Annotated in this window: 9 protein-coding genes; 2 read left to right on the top strand and 7 right to left on the bottom strand. The window is 59.9% G+C overall.

Going from position 1 to position 13501, the window contains the following annotated elements:
• Window positions 1-262: 262 nt before the first annotated feature.
• Complete coding sequence (locus V6W80_RS16465) at window positions 263-700, bottom strand: Bro-N domain-containing protein (RefSeq protein WP_338544832.1); 438 nt, start codon at window positions 698-700, stop codon at window positions 263-265.
• Between the two features lie 172 nt (window positions 701-872).
• Between V6W80_RS16465 and V6W80_RS16460 the strand changes: the two genes are divergently transcribed.
• Window positions 873-1298, top strand: a complete 426-nt coding sequence (locus V6W80_RS16460; RefSeq protein ID WP_184286310.1) for a transcriptional regulator — start codon at window positions 873-875, stop codon at window positions 1296-1298.
• Window positions 1299-1388: 90 nt separating this feature from the next.
• On the opposite strand, the gene V6W80_RS16455 is transcribed toward V6W80_RS16460, so the two are convergent.
• The 5 genes from V6W80_RS16455 to V6W80_RS16435 all read right to left on the bottom strand — a co-directional run bounded on the left by V6W80_RS16455 (window position 1389) and on the right by V6W80_RS16435 (window position 10035).
• Entirely contained in the window at window positions 1389-2435 is a 1047-nt protein-coding gene (locus V6W80_RS16455; RefSeq protein ID WP_338544831.1) for a hypothetical protein, read from the bottom strand.
• A gap of 243 nt (window positions 2436-2678) precedes the next feature.
• Complete coding sequence (locus V6W80_RS16450; protein WP_338544830.1) at window positions 2679-4259, bottom strand: GmrSD restriction endonuclease domain-containing protein; 1581 nt, start codon at window positions 4257-4259, stop codon at window positions 2679-2681.
• A gap of 86 nt (window positions 4260-4345) precedes the next feature.
• The gene (locus V6W80_RS16445; protein ID WP_338544829.1) at window positions 4346-5596 is read right to left on the bottom strand and encodes a ribonucleotide-diphosphate reductase subunit beta; all 1251 of its coding nucleotides are present in this window, start codon (window positions 5594-5596) and stop codon (window positions 4346-4348) included.
• A 179-nt stretch (window positions 5597-5775) separates the two neighbouring features.
• The gene (locus tag V6W80_RS16440) at window positions 5776-8691 is read right to left on the bottom strand and encodes a ribonucleoside-diphosphate reductase subunit alpha (protein WP_093254703.1); all 2916 of its coding nucleotides are present in this window, start codon (window positions 8689-8691) and stop codon (window positions 5776-5778) included.
• A 603-nt stretch (window positions 8692-9294) separates the two neighbouring features.
• Window positions 9295-10035, bottom strand: coding sequence for a 4'-phosphopantetheinyl transferase family protein (locus V6W80_RS16435; RefSeq protein WP_338544828.1), 741 nt, complete (start codon window positions 10033-10035; stop codon window positions 9295-9297).
• 377 nt (window positions 10036-10412) lie between these two features.
• On the opposite strand from V6W80_RS16435, the gene V6W80_RS16430 reads away from it, so the two are divergent.
• The gene (locus V6W80_RS16430; protein ID WP_051226179.1) at window positions 10413-11759 is read left to right on the top strand and encodes a dicarboxylate/amino acid:cation symporter; all 1347 of its coding nucleotides are present in this window, start codon (window positions 10413-10415) and stop codon (window positions 11757-11759) included.
• Between the two features lie 447 nt (window positions 11760-12206).
• Here the strand turns inward: V6W80_RS16430 and V6W80_RS16425 are convergent, their stop codons facing one another.
• Window positions 12207-13421 (bottom strand): sugar MFS transporter, encoded by a 1215-nt coding sequence (locus V6W80_RS16425; protein WP_017641973.1) that lies wholly within the window; start codon window positions 13419-13421, stop codon window positions 12207-12209.
• Window positions 13422-13501 lie beyond the last annotated feature (80 nt).

The raw sequence follows: 13501 nt of genomic DNA, 5'->3' as shown, positions 1-13501 counted from the left end.
TCGCCAGGCGATGGTCGAGCACGGAGTCACTGGGTGGGTAAGTCCGGTTTACCCTGCGCGATAGGTCCATCCGACGTCTGATATGCTGCAACAGCGGGGAAGGACCGCGAAGGATCTCCCGCTCGATACCCGGGATTCAGCCGTTATCGGCCCGTTTGGCCGGGTCTTGAGAGGGCGGGTAGGCAGACGGGGAGGCAGGTCGATGAGGATGATCGCTCGGGCCATGCCGGGAGGCTGTCCGCTGGCGCTCGGCGCCTTGGCTTCAGCGGGCTGGAAGAGTCAGGCGCGGTCCCAGTGCCTCGGCCACGTCCGAGACCTTGACCCAGTATTGCTCACGCCAGAAAAGGCGCGCTAGCGGTCGAGCGTCGACCTTGAGCTGCCCCTCATGGGGCAACATCAGACGGCAAAAGAAACGATTCAGGCAACCATGGCGCAGCCATTCTTCGAAGAGTTCGGCTTTTCTACTGGGGCTGCTCACCACCAGCCGCATGGTATTGGGCAGATCGATCAGCAGTACCGGTGGCTCACCCGTCCCCCGCTGGATGCCGGTCCGGGTGCAATGGCTACGAACGGCGTCGAGCGCGTCCGGGTAATCCAGCACCCGGGCGATGTCTCGGCAATCGAACCACAGCTGGCCGTCGAAGAACTGATAGACCCGCAGGGGATGACCCGCGAAATGCATGTGATGGGTCGTGGGCATTCCCTTACCTCCCTACCTGGGGTGCAGCGGCGAGGGATCCGCCGTCTGGCGGAGGGCTGCTACACAGAGACCTTCATGGTCATGTCCCGTCTGAAGGATGAAATCATAAATTTCATTTTCTACGCAATCGAATGTTCAGTCGGCCAGAAAGCGGACTTTAACGTCCGCCTCCATGAACGATAAAGCCGATTTCGCCCAGCGCCTGCGCAACGCCATGCTCGCGGCCGGTTATCCGGATCGCCCTGCAGTTCTGGAGCGGGAATTCAACTCGCGCTACTGGGGCCGCTCCGTGACCTTCCAGGCGGTGTCCCGCTGGCTGGGCGGCAAGTCCATTCCGGCCCAGGACAAGCTGCAGGTCCTGGCCCAGTGGCTGCGGATCGAGCCTCAGGTTCTCCGTTATGGCGAACAAGCCCAGTCGGTAATCCGCGAGTCCCGCGGCAACTGGGAAACTCCCGAGCTCTATCCCGAGCGCGAGGCCATCGAGGCCTTCCTCCAGCTCCCGGACGAACAGCGCAAGGTGGTGCGCGACGTCATCCTCGCCTTCGTCAAGGCCGGCCCCGGTCAGTCGACCGCGAAGGGTGGCAAAGGCAGCGAGTGATCCGGCGCCATCGTTCAGCGCCGCCTTCGATGACAGGCGTCCGCGACAACCCGCCCGCGCCCTGACGGCACCGGCTGGAGCGGGATGCGTCTAGGGCTTCACCAACGCCCGAATCGCCGTGGCCGGCAACCGCGCCGTGCTGCCATCCGCCAGGCGCAATACGAACGCCTCACCCAGCGACCAGACCACCTGCACATCCTGTAGCACGCAGTGCTCGGTCGTGGGCAGCACATTTGGCTGTTCCTTTGCGCAATAGGCGGCATCGAGCACGATGGCCTTGGCCTGGTAATTCCCCAGGCCCAGCGTCTTGACCATGGTCTCGGGCAGGGTGGTGAGCACCCCGCTATAGCCGGCGAGAAAGAGGGCGAAGAACAATGAAAACAACATTGCTGCTTTCCAGCCGGCGATGAAGATCATAGAGGTCATCGTCACGACGAAGGCAATGGCGAGAGGCGCAGCGCAAAGCGTCGCCCATTTGGTGAGGAGAGGCCACTCGTTCACCAGTGGATAGGCCTTGCCCAGCATCCAGACGATGAAGTAGCCGATGACCATTACCGGAACATACGCCTGCCAGACGAACTTCAAGAAACTGAAAGAATGCAGCTCGAACAGCCACTGAACGACGACACCTGCCAGTAGCGTGATAAGTACGGGAGCCAGCAGCGAAACGCCTAGGAATAGCTCTGGATCAATGAAGAACAGAATAACTGCATCGCTCAGCCCTATTAGTAGATAAGGCAAGAAGAATACAAGTGCCATCAATAACATGAATTTGCGAAAGCGCCCTTCGCCGCGATAGGGCAGGGCATAGGTGATGTCTTCCTTGATCGCCGGCGTATTGATGAAGCCGTAATAGACCCAAGCTCCTGGTAGGAATAGCGCGGCAACGAAGGCGCCTATGGTCAGAAAGCCCATGCAGGCGGCCGCCAGCAACAGTGACGAAAACTGAAAGAGATCGAAGCTGGGATAGAAATGGTTACGGGCGAAATAGACCAGGAACATCCCGAAGCCGAAGGTCGGCGGCAGCACCTTGGCCAGCAGCGGAGCATGACGCCGCAGGACAGTGCCGGAAAATTTGAGGATGAAATCGAAAACGGCATCCGTATCGGTGACGGGTTGGTCGGTCCAGCGGGGCATATGTCGTCCTTGAATATAGGGGCGCTGTTTTCCGCTGAGTAAGGCCTCCATAAGTGGAAAAGGAGATGGGCTTTTTTAGATTTGAGCTGAAAACATAAAGCTATTGAAGATTAGGTGTGGATTAAAAACAAATAGATCTTGTTGCTGAAAAGCTTAGCATTGCGGCCGCACGTATACTTGAGATAATTGCCAGCTCTAGGGCCAGCAGATTAGAAGGCTGCTGGCCTCGTCTCTTGTGGATTTTTACTTCATAAGATCATTAGAAAATTCCAAGAGCATTTGAGCTCTTGATGTTGAAAAGCTCAAAAAATCGTCATCAAATCTTGCTTCTTCGCAAAAGGCTGATTTCAGGACAAGACTCCTGGTTGGAGATTCTGCGACTATATTTATATAGTCTGAAGGCCTTTTTTTACCGATTAGTTTATTTTCTGCTGAACTTAGGAAGCAGAAGTTGACAAGAGAATTTATTTGGTTGTCCGGAGTTCCGTTGTCTCTAAGGAATGCTTTTGGATAGATATGATGAAACTCTGATCTATTATATCTTTGTAGAACTTTTTCGAGGTCTATATTTTTGCCAGAAACAAGGCTTTTTGGAGTGTTGTTGGCTAGAACAAGCACAAAGGTCTTGGTGTTTGCTGTGGTTACTCGGAATACATTTTCCGTAAAAAAGCTTATGCCTAGGTTGTAATCTATTTCATCAAGTCTATTGTCTTTTCCATGCTTTAGCTTTTCTATTTCTTGGATGTCTCTTATAACGGCGCGACGCGTTTGACTGCCATATCTCGCTGAAAAGCAAGTGCGCCAAAACCAGCGTTTTATTTTGGCGTAAGTATCCGAGTTATAGGACACTTCTTTTCCGTCGGGCTCGGCAAAAAATACTGATAGCGGAACAAGAAGCATGGGGTACGGTAGGTTTTTCAGGGTAGATATCTTAAACTGAGTTCTGAGGAAATCTATAGCTCCCTTAATTCCATTTTGTACTCTGGAGAATTCGGATCTTACCTCGTTTCCATTTAGCTCTAGGAGTTTTTCAGCTCCTGGCTCTCCTTTTAAAACTGCTGCAGCACAGTCTAAAATCAGATCAGAATCATCACCAACGCCTTCAAAACCAAACTCGGCGAGATCGTCCTTTAACTCTCTGAATTTTTCCAGTAAATCAAAGTCTTCGTTCCATGTCCAAGCCGCTAACAGTTGAAGGGTGTCAAGTTCCAGTCCTAATCTGTTGATACGCTCAAAAACGATAGCAACTATAGAGCGGTTTTCAGTTTTCAGAACCTGTACAGGAATAGTTATTTCTTTGAATTTCTCTTGCAGCTTATCTATGGTGGATATTTTTTCTACAGAAAGTCCTTCTGTAGCCTCTCTATACTTAACGGAGTCAAATAATACAGAGAGGGGGAAGAATCTGTTTCTGTCATAGCTTTGCTCGTCGAGCGCTATAAATTGACAGTCTTGTGCATTGTCTTCCGCGTCCATGTCAAAAAAGACATCGGACCAATTTGGGTCTTCTTTTGGGATTAATTCGTTTTGGAAGACGGTAAATATTGATGTGAGTCTTTGCTGACCGTCAAGTACATAGTCTATGGGGTATTCTTCTTCTGGTTTCGGTAATTCGAATCTTCCCAGGTTTCTTTCTACGGCGAGTTGATTCTTCGTCCTCCAGAATAGCAGGGAGCCAAATGGGTAGCCTTTGTATATGCTGTCCATAAGATAAGAAACCCTATCCATGTCCCACACAAATCCTCTTTGGAATGCAGGGATGCGGATGGCTCCGTTTTTTACAGAGTCTAGGAGTTTTCTAATTGAATATGGCTGATATTCCATTTGTTTGTCCTTTTAAAAGGCCCTGTAGGGCTGGCAATTTCCTAGCCTAAATGCTGCTCGCCTGCTAATTGGAAAGTATCGCTACATCAATCCCAGCTCAACGCCCCACCCGTCTGATACTCGATCACCCGCGTCTCGAAGAAGTTCTTCTCTTTCTTGAGATCCATGATCTCGCTCATCCAGGGGAAGGGGTTGGTAGCGCCCGGGTATTCTTCCTTGAGGCCGATCTGGGTCAGGCGGCGGTTGGCGATGAACTTGAGGTAGTCCTCCATCATCGCCGCGTTCATGCCCAGCACGCCGCGGGGCATGGTGTCGCGGGCGTATTCGATCTCCAGTTGGGTGCCCTGGAGAATCATCTGCGTGGCTTCGTCCTTCATCTGGGCATCCCAGAGGCTCGGGTTCTCGATCTTGATCTGGTTGATCATGTCGATGCCGAAGTTCAGGTGCATGGACTCGTCACGCAGGATGTACTGGAACTGCTCGGCGGTGCCGGTCATCTTGTTGCGGCGACCCATGGAGAGGATCTGGGTGAAACCGCAATAGAAGAAGATGCCTTCCAGTACGCAGTAGTAGGCGATCAGGTTCTTGAGGAACTGGCGATCGGTCTCCGGGGTGCCGGTCTTGAACTCGGGGTCGGAGATGGAACGGGTGTACTTCAGGCCCCAGCTCGCCTTCTTCGCGACGCTCGGGATCTCGTGGTACATGTTGAAGATCTCGCCTTCATCCATGCCCAGCGACTCGATGCAGTACTGGTAGGCGTGGGTGTGGATCGCCTCTTCGAAGGCCTGGCGCAGGATGTACTGGCGGCATTCGGGGTTGGTGATCAAACGGTAGACGGCCAGCACCAGGTTGTTGGCGACCAGGGAGTCGGCGGTGGAGAAGAAGCCGAGGTTGCGCTTGACGATGCGGCGCTCGTCCTCGGTGAGGCCGTCCGCGCTCTTCCAGGTCGCGATGTCGGCGTTCATGTTCACTTCCTGGGGCATCCAGTGGTTGGCGCAACCATCCAGATACTTCTGCCAGGCCCAGTCGTACTTGAAGGGCACGAGCTGGTTGAGGTCGGCGCGGGCGTTGATCATCTGCTTGTCGCCGACGTGCACGCGGGCGGAGGAACCTTCCAGGTCGTCCAGGCCTTCCTGGATGTCCAGCTCGTTCAGCGCGGCCTTGGCGCGGGCCACGGCGTCGGAGTCGTCGGCGGACAGGGCGCGGGCGTCATGGACCAGGGCGTCGCCCTCGGAATCCAGGCGCTCGGTCTGGGCGGGCGCCTGCTGGCCAGCGGCCTGTGCGGGCTTGGCGGTGGCGGTGTCGTCGTCTTTGTCGAATTCTTCCCAGTTCAGCATGGGGTGTCTCCTGGGTGGCTGTGCGGTGGGGGCGGGGCGGCGGGCCCTCACCCTAACCCTCTCCCGGAGGGAGAGGGGATAAGAGCGGTGCGCGGGTGGGGGATTCGACCCTCACCCTGGCCCTCTCCCGGGGGAGAGGGGATAAAGAGCAGCCCTCTACTGGGAGAGGGCTTGGGGTGTTACTGGCAGGCTTCGCACTCGGGATCGTCGAGGCTGCAGGCCTTGGGCACCGGAGCCGGTGCGGGGGCGGGAGCAGCTTCGGCTTTCTGGGCCGGGGCGGGGGCCGCGCTGGCCTGGACGCCGGTGATGGGATCGGCGCTCACGGCGTTCAGCTTGCCGGTGTTGATGGTGGACTTCTCGGTGCTGGTGGCGGCCAGGGCACGGAGGTAGTAGGTGGTCTTCAGACCGCGGAACCAGGCCATGCGGTAGGTCACGTCGAGCTTCTTGCCCGAGGCGCCGGCGATGTACAGGTTCAGCGACTGCGCCTGGTCGATCCACTTCTGGCGACGGCTGGCGGCTTCGACGATCCACTTGGTCTCCACTTCGAAGGCGGTGGCGTACAGGTCCTTCAGATCCTGCGGGATGCGCTCGATCTGCTGTACGGAGCCGTCGTAGTACTTGAGGTCGTTGACCATCACCGAGTCCCACAGGCCGCGGGCCTTGAGGTCGCGTACCAGGTAGGGGTTGATGACGGTGAATTCGCCCGAGAGGTTCGATTTCACATAGAGGTTCTGGTAGGTCGGCTCGATCGACTGGGACACGCCGGTGATGTTGGCGATGGTCGCGGTCGGCGCGATGGCCATGATGTTGGAGTTGCGGATGCCTTTCTTGGCACGCTCGCGCAGCGGGGCCCAGTCCAGGGTCTCGGACAGGTCGACCTCGATGTACTTGGCGCCGCGCTCTTCGATCAGGCGCTTCTCGGAATCGATCGGCAGGATGCCCTGGGACCACAGCGAACCCTGGAAGCTGGAGTAGCTGCCACGCTCTTCGGCCAGGTCACAGGAGGCCTGGATGGCGTAGTAGCTGATCACTTCCATGGAGGTGTCGGCGAACTGCACGGCGGCATCCGAGCCGTAGGCGATGTGCTGCAGGTACAGCGCATCCTGGAAGCCCATGATGCCCATGCCGACCGGACGGTGCTTGAGGTTGGAGTTCTCCGCCTGGGGCACCGAGTAGTAGTTGATGTCGATGACGTTGTCGAGCATGCGCACGGCGGTCTTGACAGTGCGGGCGACCTTGGCCACGTCCAGCTTGCCGTCGACGATGTGGTTCACCAGGTTCACCGAACCCAGGTTGCACACGGCGATCTCGTCCTTGTTGGTGTTCAGGGTGATCTCGGTGCAGAGGTTGGAGCTGTGCACCACGCCCACGTGCTGCTGCGGGCTGCGCAGGTTGCACGGGTCCTTGAAGGTCAGCCACGGGTGGCCGGTCTCGAACAGCATGGAGAGCATCTTGCGCCAGAGGTCCTTGGCCTTGATGGTCTTGTGCAGCTTGAGCTTGCCGTACTCGGTCAGGGCTTCGTAGTACTCGTAGCGCTCTTCGAAGGCCTTGCCGTAGAGGTCGTGCAGGTCGGGCACGTCGGCGGGGGAGAACAGGGTCCAGTTGCCGTCCTCGAAGACGCGCTTCATGAACAGGTCGGGGATCCAGTTGGCGGTGTTCATGTCGTGGGTACGCCGACGGTCATCACCGGTGTTCTTGCGCAGTTCGAGGAATTCCTCGATGTCCAGGTGCCAGGTTTCCAGGTAGGCGCAGACCGCACCCTTGCGCTTGCCGCCCTGGTTGACCGCCACGGCGGTGTCGTTGACCACCTTGAGGAAGGGCACGACGCCCTGGCTCTTGCCGTTGGTGCCCTTGATGTAGGAGCCCAGGGCGCGTACCGGGGTCCAGTCATTGCCCAGGCCGCCAGCGAACTTCGACAGCATGGCGTTATCGTGGATGGCGCCATAGATGCCGGACAGGTCGTCGGGCACGGTGGTCAGGTAGCAGCTGGACAGCTGCGGACGCAGGGTGCCGGCGTTGAACAGGGTCGGGGTGGACGCCATGTAGTCGAAGCTGGCCAGCAGGTTGTAGAACTCGATGGCGCGGGCTTCTTTATCTTTTTCCATGTGCGCCAGGCCCATGGCCACGCGCATGAAGAACAGCTGCGGCAGCTCGAAGCGGGTGCCGTGGCTGTGCAGGAAGTAGCGGTCGTACAGGGTCTGCAGACCCAGGTAGGTGAACTGCTGGTCGCGCTCGTGATCGATGGCGGCGCCCAGGCGTTCCAGATCGAAGCTGGCCAGTTTCGGGTCCAGCAGCTCCAGCTCCACGCCCTTGGCGACGTAGGCGGGCAGGGCCTTGGCGTAGAGGTCGGCCATCTCGTGGTGGGTGGCGGACTCGGCGACGCCGAGGAAGCTCAGGCCTTCGGCGCGCAGGCTGTCCAGCAGCAGGCGAGCGGTGACGTAGGAGTAGTTGGGCTCACGCTCGACCAGGGTACGGGAGGTCATCACCAGGGCGGTGTTGACGTCCTTCTCGGCCACGCCGTCGTACAGGTTCTTCAGGGTTTCCTTCTGGATCAGCTCGCCGTTCACCTCTTCGAGGCCTTCGCAGGCTTCGCTGATGATGGTGTTCAGGCGGCCCATGTCGAGCGGCTGGGTGGTGCCGTCGGCCTTGGTCACGCGGATGCTCGGGTGCGGCTCGGCGATGTCGCTGGCGGCGCCCTGCTTGCGCTCCTGGCTGCGGGCCTCACGGTAGATCACGTAGCTGCGGGCGACCTTCTGCTCGCCGGCGCGCATCAGAGCCAGTTCGACCTGGTCCTGGATCTCTTCGATGTGGATGGTGCCACCGGAGGGCATGCGGCGCTTGAAGGTGCTGCTGACCTGGTCGGTGAGCTGCTTGACGGTGGTGTGGATGCGCGAGGAGGCCGCGGCGGTACCGCCTTCCACGGCGAGGAAAGCCTTGCTGATGGCCACGGTGATCTTGTCGTCGGTATAGGGGACGACGGTACCGTTGCGCTTGATGACGCGCAGTTGACCGGGGGCGGTGGCGCCCAGGTCCTGGCTGTCATCTTGCGCCGGGCGGCCCTGCTGGGCTTGCTCGCGGGTCAGGTCGGTGTGCATGCGGAACTCCCTTGATCGGAAAGAAGAGATCGCCGGAAAGCCGACGATCCTAAAGACTGTTTAGCTGACGCTCACGCGACGACATCAGGTCGCGCTTTACCAAAGATTCCTGCGAAAAGCCGTACTGACGCCGATTCCCAAGGGAAACAGCGGGCGGGGGTCCAGTGACCCTGGAATTCGCGACTAGTGCGACAGGATAAGCCCTCCACGCTAGGGAAAGACAGTCTTGACAGAGGGGTGTTTCGCCGTCCCATGCCATACCGACGAACTGCTATATATGGTGGTGCGGGGGTGCAAAGGCCACTAGATGTCGCGTTTGTCACGTTTCCGGCTGTGGATAAGACGTGGATAAGCTGTTCGGGACTGGGGGGTATCCTGGGGGTGGTACCCGGTCAGTGCGCGTGAAGGCTGGGATCAGAGCGAGGTGGTCAAATAACGTACAACGTGGCGGAACCGGTATGACAAAAGCGTCAAGGGATATACCGGTTCGCTATGAGCACTTTCTCCACCATAAGAAAACGTTCGATGGCCGCTGCGACGTTCTGCCCCGGCCCACCTCCGCGGACCTCATCGACCAGAGAACCCTTCCTCTATAGGCATCCCTCAGTGCCGAGGCGCGACCAGCGTCAGCAACCGCTGTTGCTCGTCCAGGCGGAAGTGACCGCGCAGAGATGTCCCGGCGAACCAGCGCGGTGAGAGATCGAGCAGCAGACGGATGTCGAAGGTACCGCCGGGATCGGTGCCAAGGATCTCGGCATCCTGGAAGAAGAACATCTGCCCGACCTGGGGGTGCAGCGCCTTGAACAGACTTTCCTTGGCGGAAAACGCCAGGGTGATGGCAAAGGCCTGCCGATCTTCGTCCAACGCCTGCACGCTTTCCCGTTCGGCCGGGGTGAGGATCTGCTCGGCCAGACGTAGGGCCTTGGCCGGTTCGAGCAGATTCTCCACATCCAGGCCGAGACCCAGGTAGTCCCGGGCGCTGCCCACCACCGCGGCTGCCCAGCCATGGCTATGGGTGATGGCGCCGACCCAGCCGGTTGGCCAGGCGGGTCCGCGGTCCGTGGTGCGATGACCGGGCACCGCAGCAGTACCGCTCAGCTGGCGCAGCGCCTCGCGAGCGCAGAGACGACCGGCCAGATACTCGGCCTGGCGCTTGGCCACGGCGCGGCGGATGTTGTCCGGAGGCAGGGCGCCCAGGCGCAGGGCGTCGCGCTCGAAGCTCACCTGGGCGGGATCGAAACGGCAGTGCAGCAGGCTCAGGGAGGCAAGTTCCGCCGCCAGGGGCGGTAGCGGCTCGGGCGCTGTGCAGCAGCCGGGCAGGTCGGCGGGGGGCAAGACAGGCATCTCAGCCGACTACTCGTGGAGGGTAGCTACGGATCACAACAGGCTCCGAGGGAAGGGCGCGCAAAGGATAGCCGACTACCGGCTCTGGCTGGCGGAAAACCGCCTCGGATGGTGGGGGATTTCCGCCCCTTTTCGTCGGGTGGCGAGGTTCCGCCCGCCGCGGGCTACTAGACTTTTGGCTGAAAGGTGCATGAAAGCTGGCCTTTTGATTGCGCAGCCAAAAGTGGAACGACGATTGCTTAGGTTTAGCCAGATACTGGCGTCACCGTCGCGCGGCCGCCAGATCCACAACAAAAAGCTCTCAGGATGAGAGAGCCAACATCAGTCAGGTGCCCACTCAGACAGGACGTCAGGCAGTGGCCACAAGGGAAAGAGCCATGACAGCAACCGTCGACACAACAACTACTACAGCTCCCGCGCCCAAGCGACCCGTCAAGCAGCCGATCTACAAGAGCCTGTACTTCCAGGTAATCGTGGCGATTGTCCTGGGTATCCTGCTCGGCCACTTCTATCCCCAGACCGGCGCGGCCATGAAGCCGCTGGGCGACGGTTTCATCAAGCTGATCAAGATGGTCATCGCGCCCATCATCTTCTGCACCGTGGTGACCGGCATCGCCGGCATGCAGAACATGAAGGCCGTGGGCAAGACCGGCGGCATGGCGCTGCTGTACTTCGAGATCTTCTCTACCATCGCACTGCTGATCGGCCTGATCGTGGTCAACGTCGTCCAGCCGGGCGCCGGCATGAACGTCGACGTCAGCACCCTGGACACCAAGGGCATCGCGGCCTACGCGGCAGCTGGCGAGAAGCAGAGCACCATCGACTTCCTGATGAACATCATCCCGTCGACGGTCGTCAACGCCTTCGCCACCGGCGAGATCCTGCAGGTCCTGTTCTTCGCCGTGCTGTTCGGCTACGCCCTGCATCGCCTGGGCGAGACCGGTCAACTGGTGTTCAACTTTATCGACCGCATCTCCCACGTCTTCTTCAACATCATCAACGTCATCATGAAGCTCGCCCCCATCGGCGCCTTCGGTGCCATGGCGTTCACCATCGGCAAATACGGCGTCGGCACCCTGGTGCAGCTGGGCTACCTGATGGCCTGCTTCTACATCACCTGCCTGCTGTTCGTGCTGGTGGTGCTGGGCGCCGTGGCGCGCATGCACGGCTTCAGCATCCTCAAGTTCATCAAGTACATCCGTGAAGAACTGCTGATCGTGCTGGGTACCTCGTCCTCCGAGTCCGCCCTGCCGCGCATGCTGACCAAGATGCAGAAGCTGGGCGCCGAGAAGTCGGTGGTTGGCCTGGTGATCCCCACCGGCTACTCCTTCAACCTCGACGGTACCTCCATCTACCTGACCATGGCCGCGGTGTTCATCGCCCAGGCCACCAACACCCAGATGGACATCACCCACCAGATCACCCTGCTGCTGGTGCTGCTGATCTCCTCCAAGGGCGCCGCAGGCGTCACCGGTAGCGGCTTCATCGTGCTGGCCGCCACCCTGTCCGCCGTCGGTCACGTACCGGTCGCTGGCCTGGCGCTGATCCTGGGTATCGACCGCTTCATGTCCGAAGCCCGCGCCCTGACCAACCTGGTCGGTAACGGCGTGGCCTCCATCGTGGTCGCCAAGTGGTGCGGCCAGCTGGACGAGCAGACCCTGAAGACCGAACTCGCTCGCGGCCCGAACGCCGTCGAAGTCGAGGAAGCTCGCCAGACTGCCTGAGCCTAGCGCGAGGACCGCTCCTGGAGCGGTCCCGCCGGCACTCGCGAAACGCCCGTATCGAAAGATGCGGGCGTTTTCTTTTGCGCTGGATTTGCTGGAGGCGGAGGACATCGACGCTGTGCCCTGGCGAAGATGCCGAGCGATCGATTGGCTCGGGTTGCCTCAACGCGCCAGCCAGGGTGCCTGGGCTGTGGCTCCATCACGCTCTTGGGTGGCAGCCAGGATGCAGTGGAAAGCAGGGGGGGGCGCTGTATGCGGGCCTTGCGAGCGTCGTCTTGCCGGAGGACGAGCAGGCGCAGGGAAGGTGACCAGGCGGTGTCGGGCGGGTGCGTATGACACGCCAGGCTGCGTGGTCGCAGGCAGGTTGCCGAAGCAGAGGGGGAGGGGGCGGGTAATAGCAGGAGGAGGGGTGAAGCGCTGGCAGACCGCCAGCGCTTCGGGGGTGCATCAGCGACGCAGGGTCGGGCGATAGCCCATCACGCCGTAGAACAGGATGTAGAGGTAGCAGACCAGGGGGATAAGGAAGGAGGGCAGCAGGCCGATGGTATCGGCGAAGTAGCCCTGGATGGCCGGCACCAGGGCGCCGCCGACGATACCCATGCACAGCAGACCCGAACCCTTGGAGGTGAACTTGCCCAGGCCCTTGAGCGCCAGGGAGAAGATGGTCGGGAACATGATGGAGTTGAAGAAGCCGATGGCCAGCAGGGCCCACATGGCGACCTTGCCGCCCTGCAGCACGGCCACGGCCAGCAGCACGCCGATGGCGATGGCGTTGAAGCTCAGCACCAGGTTCGGCCGCACCTTGGTCATGATCACGCCGCCGATGAAGCGACCGACCATGGCGCCGCCCCAGTACAGCGACAGGTACTTGGCGGCGGTAGCGGCGTTCAGACCGGCCACGTCCGGGCTTTCCATCAGGCTCACCAGGTAGCTGCCGATGGACACTTCGGCACCCACGTACATGAAGATGCCGACCACGCCGAGCAGCAGGTGGCGATAGGCCCAGACGCTGTTGGCGGCCAGGGCGTTCTCGTCGGTGGCGTTATCCTGCTCGGTGTCCTTGATCTGCGGCAGGCGGAAGAGGCCGATGATCACCGCCAGGGCGACCAGCATGCCGGCCAGGATCAGGTAGGGCAGCTGCACCGAATGGGCGGCGGAGTCTTCACCGACCAGCGCCAGGATGGTCACCGCGCCCACCAGTGGGCCGACGGTGGTGCCCAGGGAGTTGAAGGCCTGGGTCAGGTTGAGGCGCGAGGCCGCGGTTTCCGGCTTGCCGAGGATGGTGACATAGGGATTCGCCGCCACCTGCAACACGGTGATGCCGGCCGCCAGCACGAACAGGGCGGTCAGGAAGAAGCCGTAGGAGTGGGCTCCGGCCGCCGGGTAGAAGAGCACGCAACCGACGCCGGCAGTGAGCAGGCCGACGATGATGCCCTTCTTGTAGCCCAGACTTTCCACCAGGCGACCCGCCGGGAAGGAGACGATGAAGTAGGCGGTGAAGAAGCAGAACTGGATCAGCGAGGCCTGCAGGTAGCTGAGGGTGAAGACCGCCTTGAGGTGGGGGATGAGGATGTCGTTCAGCGAGGTGATCAGGCCCCACATGAAGAACAGCATGGTGAGGACGATCAAGGGTCCGCGGTAGCTCTGGTTTTGATTGTGCATTGGGGCTCCATGGGTACAACAGTTTCTTGTTTCTGCCCGCGATTCTCGGACAGCGCTGTCTAGGGCGGCTGCGCAGACAC

Source organism: Pseudomonas benzopyrenica (assembly GCF_036884265.1).
In the GTDB taxonomy this organism is placed as follows: domain Bacteria; phylum Pseudomonadota; class Gammaproteobacteria; order Pseudomonadales; family Pseudomonadaceae; genus Chryseomonas; species Chryseomonas benzopyrenica.
The sequence above is the reverse complement of the archived record's forward strand: the minus strand, read 5'-3'. Positions and strand labels throughout refer to the sequence as shown.